Below are 16,828 nucleotides of genomic sequence, written 5' to 3' on the forward strand. Positions count from 1 at the left end.
AGCCGCCCGGCGTGGGGCGGCAATTAAGGCTTGGTGCGTTGCATTTCTGCACGTTGCGGGGAGTCGCAGGGCCGGCAAAAGACATCGTGACCGGCCCGCCGTGACGGGCCAAAGGAAAGGATCGACCTCGGCGCGTGCTTGGTGGATTGTGCGGGTATGACTCGTGTGATCCTGACCCTTTTTCTGAGTGCATCCATTGTCCTTGCCGGTTGCGGGCCGCGCGGTGTCATCACCGTTTTGCCGGGTGCGAAAACCGGCGCGGACACGTCGGCGGTTCAGACGGTCTTTATCGCCACCGACCGGCGGGTTGAGGGGGCGGGACCGGCGGCGCTGATCGAACAGCGCTTTGGTGAGGCGCGCGACCCGCAGCTGCGTTACGGACGGATCGACATTTCCATCCCGCCGACCCATGTGCCCGGTCAGATCGAATGGCCCGGCAACCGGCCACCTGATCCCGCGCAACATTTTGTCGCCCGGTCCGGGACGCGTTACACCAACCAGACCGCATTTCTGAACGACATCCCTCGGGGAACGTCAGGGTCGGTGGTGCTGTTCGTACACGGGTTCAACGTCAACAACGCCGAGGCGATCTATCGACTGGCGCAGATCGCCCATGACTATGAAACCGAAACGCCGGTGATTTCCTTTTCATGGCCGTCGGCGGGGGATGCGCGCGGCTATGTCTACGACCGCGACAGCGTGATCTTTGCCCGCGACGATCTGGAAACCCTGTTGCTGGGACTGGCGCGGGACGGGCGCAGGACGGTGATCCTTGCGCATTCGATGGGGGGCCAACTGGTGATGGAGACGCTGCGCCAGATGTCGATTTCCGGCAAGGGTGACGCGCTGCGGCCCATCGCGGGCGTGGCGCTGATCAGCCCCGATATCGACGAAGACGTCTTTTTGCGGCAGGCCAACCGGATCTCACCTTTTCCGGAACCGTTCATGTTGATGGTGTCGACTCGCGACAAGGCACTAGGGCTTGCGGCGCTGATCACCGGAAAACCCTCTCGGCTGGGCTCTATTCAGGACCCGTCACGCCTCGCGGGTCTGCCGATCGAGATCATCGACCTCAGCGACATTGAGGGCGGCGACAGGGCCGGGCATTCCACCGCCTTTACCGCGCCCGCCGCCATTCGCCTGTTGCAGGAACTGGGGCCGACCTAGGCGTCGTTGCAATCCTGCACACCTCTCAGGGGCTGCCGCAACAAAAGGCTGGCGTCGAATCACCTTGTCGGTAAATTTCCCCGCATGAAGAGAGGGTTATTCATCGTTTTGCTTGGTCTGCTGATTGCGGGCTGCGCCCCAAGGGGCGAGATCGACCATGTGCCGCTGGCGGTGGGCGGTGAGGCCGCGATGCGGCGGGTGTTTGTCGCGACCAATCGCAACCTCGCGCCGGATGGCGACCTGAACCTTGTGCGGCAGAACTTTGGCGCGCCACGGTCGCGCGAACTGCGCTATGGCTGGGCGGATGTCTCGATCCCGCCCACGCACCAACAGGGCGAAATCGAATGGCCCGGCCGGGCCAAGCCCGATCCGCGCCGCCATTTCGTCACCCGTGACGGCGGCCCCTATCCCGGCACCGCGGACAAGGCCCGGCAAAGCTTTCTCGGCGGTCTCACAGCCGCCTCGCAGCCGGGGCGCAAGGACGTGGTGGTCTTTGTGCACGGGTTCAATGTCAACAACGCCGAGGCGGTTTACCGCGTGGCGCAGGTCTCGCATGACTTCGACGCGCAGATCCCGGTGGTCCTGTATTCATGGGCCTCGGCGGGCAAGCTGCGCGGCTATGTCTACGACCGCGACAGCGTGATTTATTCCCGCGACGGGTTGGAACAGGTGCTGACCGATCTGGCCGACAACGGCTGGCGGGTGACGCTGGTGGCGCATTCCATGGGCTCGCACCTGACGATTGAGACGCTGCGGCAGGCGGCGATTGCCGGCAACACCAAACCGCTGAAGGCGCTGCGCGGCGTGGCCCTGATCAGCCCGGACATCGACGAGGACGTGTTCATCCAGCAGGCCTCGCGCATCAAACCCTTTCCAGAGCCGTTTCTGGTGCTGGTGTCGACCGCCGACTCGGCGCTCAACGCCTCGGCATGGCTGACAGGCAAACAGTGGCGGCTGGGGTCGATGCGGGACAAGACCCGGCTGGCGGGCCTGCCCGTGGATGTTGTCGATCTGACAGAGTTCAGCGGCGGCGACAAACGCAAGCACAACACCGCCTTCACCGCACCGGCGGCGATCAAATTGCTGTACGAGCTGGAGCGCGGCATCGACAAGCGCCGCTGAGCGCGGCGCTTGTCCTGAACAGTCAGGCGTCGGTCGCCATTTCCAGCGCCGCAACGCCGGGCAGGGTCTTGCCTTCCATCCATTCCAGAAACGCGCCACCGGCGGTCGAGATATAGGAAAAGCCCGAGGCCGCGCCCGCCTTGTTCAGCGCCGCCACCGTGTCACCCCCCCCGGCGACCGACACCAGCTTGCCCACCTCGCTGAGGTCGGCGGCATGTTTGGCGGCGGCATTGGTGGCGGTGTCGAACGGCGCGATCTCGAACGCGCCCAGCGGGCCGTTCCAGATCAGCGTGGCCGCCTCGTCGATGGCCTCGATGATGGTTTCGACCGACTTCGGCCCGGCATCAAGGATCATCGCATCCGGCGGGCAGGCGTCTGCCGCGACGATCTCATTCTCGGCACCTTCCTTGAACTCGCGCGCGACAACCACGTCCACCGGCAACAGGATACGGCAGCCGGCGGTCTCTGCCTTGGCCATGATTTCCTTGGCGGTGCCGGTCATTTCATGTTCGGCCAGCGATTTGCCCACGTCGATGCCCTGCGCGGCCAGAAAGGTGTTGGCCATGCCGCCACCGATCACCAGCATGTCGACCTTTTCGACAAGGTTGCCCAACAGCTCCAGCTTGGTCGAGACCTTGGCCCCGCCAACCACCGCCAGAACCGGCCGTTCCGGCGTCCCCAACGCGCTTTCCAGCGCCTCAAGCTCGGCCTGCATCAGCCGCCCGGCACAAGCGGGCAGGGCATGCGCCAGCCCCTCGGTCGAGGCATGCGCCCGGTGCGCGGCGGAAAACGCATCCGAGCAATAGATATCGCCAAGCGCCGCCATCCCGGCCACCAGTTCCGGGTCGTTCTTTTCCTCGCCCGCGTGAAAGCGGGTGTTTTCCAACAGGGCCACCTGATTTTCACCAAGCGCGTCGATCACCGCCGCCGCCGCCGGTCCAACGCAATCGGCGGCAAAAACCACCGACACGCCCAGCACGTCTTCCATCGCGGGGATCAGGTGGCGCAGGCTCATGTCGTCGCGCCGCTCGCCCTTGGGGCGACCGAAATGGGCCAGCAGCACCGGCTTGCCGCCCTTGTCTAGGATGGTCTGCACCGTGGCGGCGATCCGCTCTATCCGGGTGGAGTCGGTGACACGCCCATCCTCCATCGGCACGTTGATGTCGACCCGGGTCAGCACGCGCTTGCCTTCCAGATCCAAGTCATCAAGGGTGTTCCAGGCCATCTTTATCCCTCCGATCCACTGTCGCGGTCCACTAGACCCGATCCGCGCCGCAGGTCAACGCCGTCTTGGCATCCCGCGCGGTCCGGGCTACCTCTCGTCGCAGTTTGAAAACGGAGAGACAGACATGGCCGAGATCAAGGATCCCGAAAACACCATCCTGATGGAACTCAAGGACGGCACCGTCACAATCGAGCTTTTGCCCGACGTGGCCCCCGATCACAGCGCCCGCATGAAGGAACTGGCCCGCGCCGGTGCCTATGACAACGTGTGCTTTCACCGCGTGATCGACGGCTTCATGGCCCAGACCGGCGACGTGGCCAACGGCAATATGGAAAAGGACTTCAACCTGCGCCGCGCGGGCACCGGCGGGTCGGACCTGCCGGACCTCAAGGCCGAGTTCTCCAAGCTGCCGCATGACCGGGGCACATTGGGTGCCGCGCGCTCGCAGAACCCCAACAGCGCCAACTCGCAGTTCTTCATCAACTTTGGCGACAACCATTTCCTGAACGGCCAGTACACGGTCTATGGCCGCGTGATTTCCGGCATGGAACACGTCGACGCGATCACCCGAGGTGAGCCGCCCGCCGCGCCTGACCGCATGATCTCGGTGAAGGTGGCCGCCGATGTTGCCGACTAAGGGCATTCTGGCAATCCTGGCGGCGGGGCTTGTCGCCGCCGGGGTCTACGTGGTCCTGTCTGGCCGGGATGCGCCGGAAACGGTCACGCCCGACCCGGTGGTCGTGGTGCCCGAAACGCCAGAGGTCGCGGCACCGCTGGCCGTGCCAGAGGTGACGCCGATCCCCGAAGGCACCGACCTTGGCCTGCGGATCGAGGTGGCGGGTGAGGCCAACGGCACCATTGTCATCGACCTGTTCGAGGATGTCGCCGGGGGCCATGCGGCCCAGATCGCGGCCTTGGCGCGGGCGGGCTATTATGACGGCGTTGTCTTTCACCGCGTCATCGACGGCTTTATGGCCCAGACTGGCGATGTCGAATTTGGCCGCGTCGGGGCCGAGGCGTTCGACATGCGCCGCGCGGGCATGGGCGGTTCGGAACTGCCGGATCTCAAGGCCGAGTTTTCCGACGTGCCCTTTGAACGTGGTGTCGTTGGCATGGCACGCTCGCAAAGCCCGGACAGCGCCAATTCGCAGTTCTTCATCATGTTTGCGCCCGGTTCCTTCCTGAACGGGCAATACACGGTGGTGGGCCGCGTGACCGAAGGAATGGAGATTGTCGACGCCATCAAGCGCGGTGATGAACGCGCCAACGGCTCTGTGACAGGTGAACCCGACCGCATGGTCAAGGTGACAGTCACCGAATGACCCTGATCCCACGCGCAGTCACGAGCGCGTGGGAAAGACTGGGCAGATGGCGCTTTAGCGGGCATCCTCTGGATCAGGAGGAGACCTCATGCGCCTACTGCTCACGCTCGCCACCGCCCTGTCGCTGGCGCTGCCCGCCGCCGCCGATCCGTCATTCTGGAAACACGAATGGCCCGACACGGACTTTGAGACAACCACGATCACCAACTGGGTCGAGATCATGTCCGGCGGCCCGCCCAAGGACGGCATTCCCGCGCTGTCCGACCCGCAATTCATCGAGGTCGCTCAGGAAACCCGCATCAAGGGCAATGAGCCGGTCATCACCGTGGTGGTCGAGGGCCAGCGCCCGCGCGCCTATCCGATCCGCTATCTGACATGGCATGAGATCGTGAATGACACGATTGGAGATGTGCCCGTCGCCGTCACCTTTTGCCCGCTGTGCAATTCCGCGCTGAGCTTTGACCGCCGCGTCGGGAGCCGCGTGCTGACCTTTGGCGTCTCGGGCAAGTTGCGCAATTCGGACATGGTGATGTACGACCGCGAAACCCAAAGCTGGTGGCAGCAGGCCATCGGCACCGGCATTGTCGGTGAGATGACCGGCACCGAACTGACCCTGCTGCCCAGCTGGATGGAGGGCTTCGCCCAGTTCGCCGAACGTCATCCGGACGGCGTTGTCATGGCGGAACCGGCGTGGAACCGGCCCTACGGCCAGAACCCCTACCGCAATTACGACAGTTCCAAGCGGCCCTTCCTCTATTCGGGTGAGATGCCGCCGCATGGCGTGCCGCCGCTGATGCGGGTGGTCCGCGTGGGCGAGCGCGCCTGGCCGATGGACCGACTGGCCGAGGCCGGGGAAATCCGCGAGGGCGGGGTGGTGCTGAGCTGGCGCAAAGGACAGGCCTCGGCGCTGGATGCCGGGGTGATTGCCGCCGGGCGCGACGTGGGATCGGTGCGCGTGCGCGACGCCAGCGGCGCGGACCTGCCGCATGATGTGCTGTTCGCCTTTGCCTTTCACGCCTTCTGGCCGGACGGGGAATGGATGTTGGGCAACTGACACGACCGGCGTCCCGTAGGGTGGGGTTCCACCCCACCGCCCGCCCAACACCCTCCCATCAATCACGGCCCGTAGGGCGGGGTTCCCCCCACCGCCCCCATCACCATCCCGTCAATCACGGCCCGTAGGGTGGGGTTCCACCCCACCGCCCGCTCAACGCTATCCCGTCAACCGACGCGGCAGGCACCGCGCCAGCGGCGCCAGCGCCCCCAGATGCAGCCATGTCCCGCCCAGCCGGTGCGCCCGCGCGCCGGTGCCCAGCTTGAAATGCGTCAGTCCCGGCGCATCCTGCGCGTTCAGGATACCAAGGTCGAGGCAATCATGCCCCTGCGCCGCCAGCCCCTGCATCGCCCGCCACAGCAGCAGGTTCATCGCATGCCGTTGCCGCCCCTCGGGGGTGGTCACGCCGATCTGCCATGTGGCCATGCGGCCATGGCGCAACATCAGCGCCGCCGCCACCGGCGCACCGCGCAGCCGCGCCTCATAGACCCGCGCCGCACCCGGATTGACCTGCGCAAAGGCGGCGCTGAAACCGGGCGGCAGCCCGCGATAGCGCCGTGCGCGCGCCTGCGCGGTCTCCGCCGCCAACAGCCAGTGATCCGGCGTCAACGCGGTCTCACGCACCTCCAGCCCCTCGCGGCTCGCGCGGTTCAGCCGGTTGCGCCATTTCTGCGCCATGGCCGCGCGCATCGCGTGCTCTGACCCCAGCGGCAACAGCGCCAGACTGGCCGGGGTCATCAGCGGCCAGAACCCGGCAGCGCGCAACGCGCCGGCCTCCAGCCCGTCGGCGTTCAGTACCAAGGGCCGCCCGTCATGCCAGCGTTGCCAGCGCGCGGTCCAGTCCTGCAAATCCGCCACCTCCGCCGCCACCGGCCCGCGAGAGACCAGATCGACCCGCCCAAGGGGGCCAAAGCGATGCGACTGGATTTGCCACCACAGCCGCAGCCGCCGCCCGGATTCCTGTTTGCACCGGCGCAACGGCTTGCCAAGCGCCTGACAGGTGGCGGCAAATTCCTCGGACTGGGGCAGGGGCAGGGCAAGCGACGTCGACATGCCCCGCATTAACGTGATGGAAAGTTTCCATGCTGTTAACTGCACCGCATGACACGACATCTCCTGCGCCCCGCATCCTCCCGCCCCAAAACCGCCGCGCTGGCCCGTCCCCGGCCCACCGCCGCCTGCGCCCTGCTGGTGGCGGTGATGCTGTCGGTGCCCTTTGCCGCTCTGGCGCTGCTACAGGCGCTGTTCTAGCGTCGACCCGATAGGCGCACTCAGTCCGGCGGGTCCATGTGGATCTCGCGGATCGGCGTCTGCGGCGGCAGGATGCCAAGACACCCGATGTCCACCTCGATTGCGCAATCTTCGCACTCGAACGACAGGTCGCTGGGCACCAGCGAGACCTGCGGCGTGTAGCAAATGAACTCTGACCGGGGCAACCAATCCGCCCCATAGTCGTCAAAACTCAGGTGGGTTTGCAGATCGTCCCAGGCCTTGGTCGCGATCTCGCAGTCATAGCCGCGCCCGGAAAGCGCGTCGACAAAGCCACCCACGGACCGTTGCATCGCGCCATCCTCGCGCAGGGTCAGGCGCTCTGACACTGGCGTCAGGTCGATGAACGTGGGCGCGCGCGCCGCCGCGTTCAGGCAGGCGGCCTCAAAAAACGCCTCACGCGAATAGGGGTATGAGTTGAAGCTGAGCAGATTGGGCTCGACCGCGATTTTCCAGCGCACCGCCTGACCCACCGTTTCCACCACCAGCATCTCGGACGGCAGATAGGTCACCATTTCCGAAAACAGATCGTTGGTCATGAAAATATTGCCGCTGGCGATCTGGCGCGAGATCAGCGAGGTCGCATTCATGCCGATCCGCCAGATGTCCCGCACCTGATCACCCGAATAGCTCGGCTCGTCGAAATTCAGGAACGGGGCATGAAATCCAAGCCGTCCAAGCGGATGCAGCACGTGGTTTGACCACCCTTCGTAGTGGCTGAGCCCGGCGAAGCGGACAAAACGCCCGGCCAGAAAGATATAGGCGCATGCGCTGTCGCAGATGTCGTCGCGGGCGATGCCGGTCTGGATGCCGCTTGGCCCGCCGACCTCTGTGGTGGTGCTTTGGCGGCGGATGAAATCAATGATCCGCAGCGCCTCGACCAGCGACCCGCCGGGGCTGTTCAGGCACAGACGATGGGTGAAAAACCCGTCCGGCGCATAGTCCAGCGCCGGGCTGAACCGTCGATTGACAATCGCCTGATCAAAACCGGGCGCGCCGAAATTCGGCGACAAGGGCGTTTCAAGGAACGGCTGAATGCGCTCCAGATCGCCCGCTTCGATGGGGCCGTTCAACCGCGCGGTACAGCCCATCTCGGCCATCTCGGGCGTGATGTCGGTTTCAAGGGTGGCGGCAAAGGCAGGGCCGGCAAGGCACCAGATTGTGGTCAGCAGCGTGGTCAGCAGGGCACGAAAGCGCATGTCGAAACTCGTTTGAAAAATCTCATGATCTTTCAGCCTGCGCCAAGACCGGGAAGAATTGCAAACGATAAGGCGCGGCACAGGTGCCGCGCCGAGGGGCCAAACCAGTGGAGTGCCCGCAAGAAACCACGCTCCGTCAGGCGCGGGGTATCCGACTCAATCCGCCAGCTTGACCAGCGCGTGCCGCTTCTTGCCCGCCGAGAGTTTCACCGGAGAGGCCAAGGCCCCCGCGTCCAGCATCAGACCGGCATCCGTCAGCGGGGCATCGTCGATCCGCGCGCCGTTTTCGGCGATCAGGCGCTTGGCCTCCTTGCCGGATTTCGCCAACCCGGACCGGACAATCATCTGCACAATAGAGACACCGTCGCCGATCTCGTCGCGGGTCAGCACCAGCGTTGGCAAATCGTCCCCGACGCCGCCCTTTTCAAAGACCTCGCGCGCCGTCGCCTCGGCCGCCGCCGCCGCCTCGGCCCCGTGGCACAGGGTGGTGACCTCATTGGCCAGCACGATCTTGGCGTCGTTGATCTCGGACCCGGCCAGCGCGCCCAGCCGGGCGCACTCGTCCAGCGGCAGTTCGGTATAGAGCTTCAGGAAGCGCCCCACGTCGGCATCCGTCGTGTTGCGCCAGAACTGCCAGAACTCATAAGACGACCGCATGTCGGCATTCAGCCAGACCGCGCCATCCTGCGACTTGCCCATCTTCTTGCCGTCGCTGGTGGTCAGCAGCGGCGAGGTCAGGCCATAGATTTCGTGATCCAGCACCCGGCGGGTCAGGTCGATCCCGTTGACGATATTGCCCCACTGGTCGCTGCCGCCCATCTGCAAGAGACAGCCATAGCGGCGGTTCAGCTCAAGGAAGTCATAGGCTTGCAGGATCATGTAGTTGAATTCAAGGAACGACAGCGACTGTTCCCGGTCGAGCCGCGATTTCACCGATTCGAAAGACAACATCCGGTTGACCGAGAAATGCCGCCCGATGTCGCGCAGGAAATCGAGATAGTTCAGCCCGTCCAGCCACTCGGCATTGTTCAGCATGAGGGCCTTGTTCGGCCCGCTGTCATAGTCGAGGTACTTGGCAAAGACCGATTTGATCCCGGCGATATTGTCGTCGATCTGGTCCGGCGTCAGCAACGGACGCTCCTCGGCCCGGAACGACGGGTCGCCCACCTTGGTCGTGCCGCCGCCCATCAGGGTGATCGGCTGGTGCCCGGTCTTCTGCAACCAGCGCAACATCATGATCTGGATCAGCGATCCGACATGCAGCGATTTGGCGGTTGCGTCAAACCCGATGTAGCCGGGGACACAGCCCTTGGCGAACGCCTCGTCCAGCCCCTGATAATCGGTGCAATCCGCCAGAAAGCCGCGTTGCATCATGACGGCAATGAAGTCCGATTTGGGATGGTAGGTCATGCCAGAGCCTCTGTATACTGTGCGCGCCACCTATAAGCACGGGCAGAGCCGAGGGAAAGAGCATGTTGAAGGATGGGGCCGTCTGGGCGCTTGGCGCCATGTCGGGGACCTCTCTGGACGGGGTGGATGCGGCGATGCTGCACACCGATGGCCTGCGCATCCTTGATTTCGGCACCTGCGGCTACCGCGCCTATTCCGCCGATGAACGCGCCACCCTGAAAGCGGCGCTTGGCCGCTGGCCGGGCGCGGGGCTGGACGCGGCGCTGGCCGTGGTGCAATCGGCCCATGCCGAACTGCTGTCGCAATTTCCCGGCGCGCAGATCGTCGGCTTTCACGGCCAGACGCTGGCGCATGAACCAAAGGGGCGCGGCACCCATCAACTGGGCGACGGCGCCGCACTGGCGCAGCGGCTGAACCGCCCGGTGGTCTGGGATTTCCGCTCTGCCGACGTTGGTCTTGGGGGCGAAGGCGCGCCGCTTGCGCCGTTCTTTCACTGGGCCTGCGCCCGCAGCATCGGTGCCACCCGCCCTTTGTGCTTTCTGAACCTTGGCGGCGTCGGCAACCTGACATGGGTCGACCCTTCGGCGGACCGCCCCGAGGCAGACGGCGCGCTGCTGGCCTTTGACACCGGCCCGGCCAATGCGCCGATCAACGATCTGGTGGCAGAGCGGCTGGGCCTCGACTGCGACCGCGACGGAAGACTGGCCCGCAGGGGACAGGTCGAAGAGGGCGCACTGGAACTTTTCCTCGATGAGGCGTTCTTTCGCAAGATGCCGCCCAAGTCTCTGGACCGGGACGATTTTTCCCTGATGATGGATCTTGTGCGCGAACTCTCCGACGCGGACGCGGCGGCCACCATGACCGGAATGGCCGCCGCCGCCGTCATGCAGGGCATGGAACATTGCCCCAGTCCGCCGGACCGGGTTCTGGTCACCGGCGGTGGCCGCAAGAACCCGGTGATGATGCGGATGCTGTCGGCAGGACTGGATTGCCCGGTCCACCCGGTCGAGGATGTGGGTCTTGATGGCGACATGCTGGAGGCTCAGGCCTTTGCCTACCTCGCGGTCCGGGTGGCGCGCGGCCTGCCAACCTCGGCCCCCGGCACCACCGGGGTGGCCACGCCGGTGGGCGGCGGGCAAATCAGCCGCCCCGAAAGCGTCGAGCCCTGAGTCGCGCCTGCGGCGCGGGGCCTCCGGCGGGGAATATTTTCAGACAGAAGAAATCCGGGCGCGGGAGCAGACATCTGCGTGGCCGCGTCACCGATGGCGGCGAGACACTAACCTTATGTTAACCACGATGCCCGAGGATGAGTCTGCGGTACAGGCGGGGACGCCGATGACCGCGACAGGAGAAGCAATCGCTTCCCGGGTCCGTCTCGCGCCGCGGGGCGGACCTGCGCGCTCCGGCCCCGGTTTCTTCTGTCCGGAAATATCCCGGGGAGCACGAGGGGCCGCGCCCCTCGTCAAACAAACCTGTGCGGCGCAGCCGCTCCGCTGGTTTCAGCCGCCCGTGTGGCTCATGTGGCGGGACACGCGCCCGTCCACGGTTTGCCGGGAGTAGTCGAAATCATGGCCCTTGGGCTTGCGTGAGATGGCGGCGCGGATCGCCTCCTCCAGCGGGGCATCGTCCTCGGGGAAATTGCGCAGGGCGGCGCGCAGGTCCGCGTTGTCCTCTTGCCCGAGGCACATGAACAACTCACCGGTGCAGGTCAGCCGCACCCGGTTGCAGCTTTCGCAGAAATTATGCGTCAGGGGCGTGATGAAGCCGATCTTTTGCCCGGTCTCGTCCAGCCGGACATAGCGCGCCGGGCCGCCGGTCCGCTCTGGCAGGTCGGTCAGGGAATAGTGGTCCGCCAGCCGCGCGCGCAGATCGTCGAGCTTCCAGTATTGATCCAGCCGGTCCTCATTGCCGATATCGCCCATCGGCATGACCTCGATCCATGTCAGGTCCATGTCCCGCTCGGCGCACCATTCGGTGATGGTGAACAGCTCGTCCTCGTTGAACCCTTTCAGCGCCACCGCGTTGATCTTGACCCGCAAACCGGCCTTCTGTGCCGCGTCGATGCCCTTGATCACCTGTGGCAGGCGGCCCCAGCGCGTGATGTCGGCGAATTTCTTCTCGTCCAGCGTATCCAGCGACACATTCACCCGGCGCACGCCCGCGTCCACCAGATCATCCGCGAACCGCTCCAGTTGCGATCCATTGGTTGTCAGGGTCAGTTCCTTCAGCGCGCCACTGTCCAGATGCCGGGTCATCGCGCGGAAAAACGTCATGATATCGCGGCGCACCAGCGGTTCGCCGCCGGTGATGCGCAATTTCTCAACCCCCAGTCGCACAAATCCGGTGCACATGCGATCCAGTTCTTCGAGCGTCAACAGCTCTTTCTTCGGCAGAAAGGTCATGTTCTCCGACATGCAGTACACGCAGCGGAAATCGCAGCGGTCTGTGACGGAAACCCGAAGATAAGAGATCGGGCGCTGGAACGGGTCGATGAGGGGCTGTGTCATGGGCGTGACACTAGCTGTCGGCCCTTGTATGGGCAAGAGTGACCAAGGTCGCGTTTCGGTGAAGGGAGACGATCAGTGCGCAACGCAAGAGTGGGGATTGCGATCCTGGGGGGGCTGTCGCTGGCGGCCTGCGGCAAACTGCCGATCTTCAAGGACCGCCCGGAGGCCGGACCCGATACACCGGCGGCTGTCACCCGTCCGGAGCCGGCCAGCGCGCCGCCCGCCGGTGCGCGCACTGTCGAGCAGTTCGACACCACCACGGCGGATGAGCGCAAAAAGGCCGCTGCCGCGCCGAAACCGGGGGGCGAACAAGCCTTGGGTGACACCGTGGCCAGCCTTGGCGATCCCGCCGCGCCTGGATTCTGGTTGGAAACGCCGCTGGTTTCGGCACCGGCCAAGGGCAGGGTGCTGAACCCGGCCACCGGCAAATCCGCGCAGGTCGACCTGATTCCGATCGACGGGCCCAAGACGGCAGGCAGCCGCATTTCTCTGGCCGCCATGCGGCTGATCGAGGCACCGTTGACCGATCTGCCCACGCTCAAGGTGTTTACCGGCGGCTGAGGCGCGTCAGCGCAGGTATTTGCCCGCTTCCTTGCGGGCAAAGGCTTTCATCTCTTTGCCGTGGGCGTCCAGAAAGGTTTGCGCGGCCTCGGCGTCATGTTTCGACAGGTCGCGAATCCACCAGGCCACGGCCTTCTGGATGAACCAGTCGCGGTCCTGCACATAGCCCGCCGCCCAGTCCAGCACCCGCGCCCGTGCGGTGGCCTCGTCGGGTTTGGGAAAGTTCAGCTTTGTCAGCGGCAGGGTGATCACCAGCGCCGCGCGCCGGGTCCACATCTGCGCGCCGGTGGTCCAGCCTTCGATCTCGTCCAGCCGGGTCAGATCGGCCATCACACGGCGCTGCCCGGCAAGGCAGGCGTGATCGGCTATGGCCTAGGCGTCAAACGTCGGCACCCAGGAGCAGATCAACCGCCAGACCGCGTCGTCGGGCCGGATGCGCGCCTGTGTCAGCAGCTTGGCGGCCGCCACCCGCGCCTCATGGATGTTGCTTTGCCAAAGGGCGTCGGCCAGCGCCACCCGCGACGGCAGGTCCGTTTCACGCCGCCAGTTCCGGGCCATCTCGTCCAGAACCGGGTTGGCGACCCCCAGATAGGGGCGGTCGACCTTGTGATAGGCGGCCATCTGGGCCGCCTTCTCAGGATCGCCTGCTGTGCGAAGCGAGTCTATTGCCGCGTCGGCGGTCATCGGGTCGATTGGTGATGAGGTCACTCCACCGTCACCGATTTCGCAAGGTTGCGCGGCTGGTCCACGTCCGTGCCTTTGGCGACGGCTGTGTGATAAGCCAATAGCTGCGCGGGCAGCGCGTAGAGGATGGGCGACAGCACATCGGGCACCGTTGGCATCTGGATCACCCGCCAGACGTCCTGACCCGCCGCCGCCGCCCCTTCGGCGTCGGTGATCAGGCAGACCTTGCCGCCGCGCGCCATGACCTCTTGCATGTTGGACACGGTCTTTTCGAACAGCGCATCCTTGGGGGCCATGACCACCACCGGCACGTGTTTGTCGATCAGCGCGATGGGGCCGTGCTTCAGCTCTCCAGATGCATAAGCTTCGGCGTGGATATAGCTGATTTCCTTCAGTTTCAGCGCGCCTTCCAGCGCCAGGGGATACATCAGCCCGCGTCCCAGAAACAGGATGTCGCGCGCCTCGGCCAGCTTGCGCGCCACGCTTGCGATCACCTCGTCGCGGTCCAGCGCGGCGTTGATCGTGCCGGGCAGCGCGCGCAGCCCCGCCAGCACCGCGTCGCGCCGGTCCGGGGTCAGCCGTCCGCGCGCCTCTGCCGCCTTCAGCGCCAGCAGCAGCAGCACGTTCAACTGGCAGGTAAACGCCTTGGTCGAGGCGACGCCGATTTCGATGCCCGCGTGGATCGGCAGCGCCAGATCGCTTTCCCGCGCGATCGAGCTGTTGGGCACGTTCACAACCGACAGGATGCTGTCCGCCTTGTCGCGGCAAAAGCGCAGCGCCGCCAGCGTATCGGCGGTTTCGCCCGACTGCGACACAAACAGCGCCGCGGTGCCCGGCACAATCGGCGGTTCGCGATAGCGGAACTCGGACGCGACATCGACCTCGACCGGCAATCCGGCCAGCTGTTCGAACCAGTATTTCGCGGTGAAGCAGGCGTAATAGGCGGTGCCGCAGGCAACCATCGTCAGCCGGTCGATCTTGGTGAAATCGATGCCGGGATCGGGCAGGGCGATGCCGTCGTCGGTCAGATAGGCGTTCAGCGCGTTGGACAGCACCGAGGGCTGCTCGGCGATTTCCTTGGCCATAAAGTGTTTGTATCCGGCCTTGTCGACCCGCGCCGCGTCCATCTGTACGGTGCGCATTTCGCGGTTCACCAGCCGCCCGGCACCGTCGCGGATCGTGGCGCCGGCGCGGGTCAGCACCGCGCGGTCGCCCTCTTCGAGATAGGTGATATGCGGCGTCAGCGGCGCCAGCGCGATGGCGTCCGACCCGATATACATCTCACCCTCGCCATGCCCCACCGCCAAGGGCGAGCCTTTGCGCGCTGCCACCATCAGATCCTCTTCGCCGTCGAACAGAAAGGCCAGCGCAAAGGCCCCCTCCAGCTTGTCGATACAGGCCATGGCCGCCTCGACCGGGCCCAGCCCGCTTTGCATCAGGTGGTGGGTCAGCAGGGCAACGGTTTCGGTGTCGGTTTCGGTCTGCGGGTCCAGACCTGCCGCCTTAACTTCGGCGCGCAACTCCTTGTAGTTCTCGATAATTCCGTTGTGGACAACCGCCACGGGGCCAGAGCGATGCGGATGCGCGTTGTCCGTCGACGGGATGCCGTGGGTGGCCCAGCGGGTGTGCCCGATGCCGGATTTCCCGGCCAAAGGCTGATGCACCAGCAGATCCGACAGGTTCACCAGTTTGCCCATGGCGCGCCGCCGGTCCAATAGCCCGTCGTGCACGGTGGCGATGCCCGCGCTGTCATAGCCGCGATATTCCAACCGCCGCAGCGATTCGACCAGTTGCGGGGCGACCTCGTGATTGCCCAGAATGCCTACGATTCCACACATGTTTTCAAATCCCTTGCCTGTAAAACCACGCGGGGCCGGTCAGCCCTGCGTCTGCTGTTGTTTTGCCTTCTTCGCGCGCAGCATGTTCATCAGCTTGGTGGCAAAGCCGGGCTTGACCTCCTGCTTGCCGCGCGCCAGCGCCAGCGCACCGGCAGGCACATCCGCCGTGATGGTCGATCCCGACCCGGTCATCGCGCCGTCCCCCACCGTCACCGGGGCCACCAGCATGGTGTCGGACCCGATAAAGGCGTTTTTGCCAATCACCGTGCGGTGTTTGAACACACCGTCATAGTTGCAGGTGATGGTGCCTGCGCCGATGTTGGTTTTTTCCCCTATGTCCGCGTCGCCGATATAGGTCAGGTGGTTGGCCTTGACCCCTTCGTGCAGGTGGGCGTTCTTGATCTCGACAAAGTTGCCCACATGCACGTCCTCGGCCAGTTCCGCGCCGGGGCGCAGGCGGGCATAGGGGCCCACCACCGCCCCACGGCTGACGTGACAGCCCTCAAGATGGGAAAACGCGCGGATGCGCGCGCCGGATTCGATGGTCACGCCGGGGGCAAAGACCACATAGGGCTCGATCTCCGCGTCGCGGCCCACCACCGTGTCCCAGCCCAGTTGCACCGTGTCGGGCGCTTGCAGGGTCACACCCTGATCCAGCAGTGCGGCGCGGGCGGCGGTCTGAAACGCCGCCTCGGCAAAGGCAAGATCGGCGCGCGAATTGACGCCCAGCGTCTCGGCCTCGGGGCAGCGCACAACCGTGGCGCTGTGTCCCTCGGCGCGGGCAAGGCCCGGCACATCCGTCAGGTAATATTCACCGCTGGCATTGTCGTTGCTGACCTTGCCCAGCAGGGCGGTCAACAGACCGGCATCGGCGGAGATCACGCCTGAATTGCAAAGGGTTATGGCGCGTTCTTCATCCGTGGCATCCTTGAACTCGACAATCCTGACCAGATCGTCGCCGTCCACCACCAACCGGCCATAACGCGCCGGGTCTGCCGCCTCGAACCCCAGCACCACAACGTCATGGCTGGCGCGGGCGGCGCGCATTGCCTCCAGCGTGGTCTCGGAGATAAACGGCGTATCCCCGTACAGGACCACCACATCGCCCTCGAACCCCTCCAGCGCGGGCAGCGCCTGTGACACCGCATGGCCGGTGCCCAGTTGCTCGGCCTGTTCGACAACCGCCACGTCGGGGTCGTAGTCGCGCGCCGAGGCGGCAACCGCGTCAAACCCGTGCCCGGCGACAACCACCGTGCGCTCAGGCTCCAATGCAGCGCCTGCGCGCATGGCGTGCCAGAGCATCGGGCCCCCGGCAATCCGGTGCAGGACCTTGGGCAAATCCGATTTCATGCGGGTGCCCTTGCCGGCAGCCAGTATGATGAGGGCGGTGCGCATGGCCTGCTCCGTAATTGCGTCTTTTCGTTGCCCGTTCTATCGGGTTGGCATGGTGGCGCAAGGTGGCGTCGTTCA

Annotated in this window: 15 protein-coding genes and 1 pseudogene; 8 read left to right on the forward strand and 8 right to left on the reverse strand. The window is 65.2% G+C overall.

The genetic code is table 11. The annotated features are described in order from the left end of the window. Positions 1-156: 156 nt before the first annotated feature. The gene (locus ACN0S5_RS00605; protein ID WP_417205026.1) at positions 157-1,167 is read left to right on the forward strand and encodes an alpha/beta hydrolase; all 1,011 of its coding nucleotides are present in this window, start codon (positions 157-159) and stop codon (positions 1,165-1,167) included. A gap of 84 nt (positions 1,168-1,251) precedes the next feature. Then, on the forward strand, positions 1,252-2,289 hold the full coding sequence (locus ACN0S5_RS00610; protein ID WP_417205028.1) for an alpha/beta hydrolase: 1,038 nt from the start codon (positions 1,252-1,254) through the stop codon (positions 2,287-2,289). Positions 2,290-2,311: 22 nt separating this feature from the next. Here ACN0S5_RS00610 and ACN0S5_RS00615 read toward each other — a convergent pair whose 3' ends face one another. After that, complete coding sequence (locus tag ACN0S5_RS00615) at positions 2,312-3,514, reverse strand: phosphoglycerate kinase (protein ID WP_417205029.1); 1,203 nt, start codon at positions 3,512-3,514, stop codon at positions 2,312-2,314. Between the two features lie 124 nt (positions 3,515-3,638). Here ACN0S5_RS00615 and ACN0S5_RS00620 point away from each other — a divergent pair, with 124 nt between their 5' ends. The 3 genes from ACN0S5_RS00620 to ACN0S5_RS00630 all read left to right on the forward strand — a co-directional run bounded on the left by ACN0S5_RS00620 (position 3,639) and on the right by ACN0S5_RS00630 (position 5,890). After that, positions 3,639-4,151 (forward strand): peptidylprolyl isomerase, encoded by a 513-nt coding sequence (locus tag ACN0S5_RS00620; protein WP_417205031.1) that lies wholly within the window; start codon positions 3,639-3,641, stop codon positions 4,149-4,151. Then, positions 4,138-4,836, forward strand: coding sequence for a peptidylprolyl isomerase (locus tag ACN0S5_RS00625; RefSeq protein WP_417205033.1), 699 nt, complete (start codon positions 4,138-4,140; stop codon positions 4,834-4,836). Before ACN0S5_RS00620 ends, ACN0S5_RS00625 begins: the two co-directional genes overlap by 14 nt. Positions 4,837-4,924: 88 nt before the next feature. Then, positions 4,925-5,890: a DUF3179 domain-containing protein gene (locus tag ACN0S5_RS00630; RefSeq protein WP_417205035.1), complete on the forward strand. Its 966-nt coding sequence runs from the start codon at positions 4,925-4,927 to the stop codon at positions 5,888-5,890. A 159-nt stretch (positions 5,891-6,049) separates the two neighbouring features. Here the strand turns inward: ACN0S5_RS00630 and ACN0S5_RS00635 are convergent, their stop codons facing one another. Beyond that, positions 6,050-6,943 (reverse strand): GNAT family N-acetyltransferase, encoded by an 894-nt coding sequence (locus ACN0S5_RS00635; protein ID WP_417205036.1) that lies wholly within the window; start codon positions 6,941-6,943, stop codon positions 6,050-6,052. A 48-nt stretch (positions 6,944-6,991) separates the two neighbouring features. Between ACN0S5_RS00635 and ACN0S5_RS00640 the strand changes: the two genes are divergently transcribed. Then, positions 6,992-7,141 (forward strand): hypothetical protein, encoded by a 150-nt coding sequence (locus tag ACN0S5_RS00640; protein WP_417205038.1) that lies wholly within the window; start codon positions 6,992-6,994, stop codon positions 7,139-7,141. A gap of 20 nt (positions 7,142-7,161) precedes the next feature. Here ACN0S5_RS00640 and ACN0S5_RS00645 read toward each other — a convergent pair whose 3' ends face one another. Further along, complete coding sequence (locus ACN0S5_RS00645; RefSeq protein ID WP_417205040.1) at positions 7,162-8,358, reverse strand: hypothetical protein; 1,197 nt, start codon at positions 8,356-8,358, stop codon at positions 7,162-7,164. A gap of 156 nt (positions 8,359-8,514) precedes the next feature. Next, positions 8,515-9,768, reverse strand: a complete 1,254-nt coding sequence (gene tyrS / locus ACN0S5_RS00650; protein ID WP_417205041.1) for a tyrosine--tRNA ligase — start codon at positions 9,766-9,768, stop codon at positions 8,515-8,517. A gap of 62 nt (positions 9,769-9,830) precedes the next feature. Between tyrS and ACN0S5_RS00655 the strand changes: the two genes are divergently transcribed. After that, the gene (locus ACN0S5_RS00655) at positions 9,831-10,937 is read left to right on the forward strand and encodes an anhydro-N-acetylmuramic acid kinase (RefSeq protein ID WP_417205043.1); all 1,107 of its coding nucleotides are present in this window, start codon (positions 9,831-9,833) and stop codon (positions 10,935-10,937) included. 330 nt (positions 10,938-11,267) lie between these two features. Here the strand turns inward: ACN0S5_RS00655 and moaA are convergent, their stop codons facing one another. Beyond that, the gene (moaA, locus tag ACN0S5_RS00660; RefSeq protein ID WP_417205044.1) at positions 11,268-12,275 is read right to left on the reverse strand and encodes a GTP 3',8-cyclase MoaA; all 1,008 of its coding nucleotides are present in this window, start codon (positions 12,273-12,275) and stop codon (positions 11,268-11,270) included. A 75-nt stretch (positions 12,276-12,350) separates the two neighbouring features. Between moaA and ACN0S5_RS00665 the strand changes: the two genes are divergently transcribed. Further along, entirely contained in the window at positions 12,351-12,836 is a 486-nt protein-coding gene (locus ACN0S5_RS00665; protein WP_417205045.1) for a hypothetical protein, read from the forward strand. Between the two features lie 6 nt (positions 12,837-12,842). Here the strand turns inward: ACN0S5_RS00665 and ACN0S5_RS00670 are convergent. The 3 genes and pseudogenes from ACN0S5_RS00670 to glmU all read right to left on the reverse strand — a co-directional run bounded on the left by ACN0S5_RS00670 (position 12,843) and on the right by glmU (position 16,753). Then, positions 12,843-13,520: pseudogene (locus tag ACN0S5_RS00670) on the reverse strand (DNA alkylation repair protein). A gap of 20 nt (positions 13,521-13,540) precedes the next feature. Further along, positions 13,541-15,358: a glutamine--fructose-6-phosphate transaminase (isomerizing) gene (gene glmS / locus ACN0S5_RS00675; RefSeq protein WP_417205047.1), complete on the reverse strand. Its 1,818-nt coding sequence runs from the start codon at positions 15,356-15,358 to the stop codon at positions 13,541-13,543. 39 nt (positions 15,359-15,397) lie between these two features. Beyond that, positions 15,398-16,753, reverse strand: a complete 1,356-nt coding sequence (glmU, locus tag ACN0S5_RS00680) for a bifunctional UDP-N-acetylglucosamine diphosphorylase/glucosamine-1-phosphate N-acetyltransferase GlmU (protein ID WP_417205049.1) — start codon at positions 16,751-16,753, stop codon at positions 15,398-15,400. Between the last annotated feature and the right edge of the window lie 75 nt (positions 16,754-16,828).

The sequence above is a fragment of the Antarctobacter sp. genome (assembly GCF_048262615.1).
In the GTDB taxonomy this organism is placed as follows: domain Bacteria; phylum Pseudomonadota; class Alphaproteobacteria; order Rhodobacterales; family Rhodobacteraceae; genus Antarctobacter.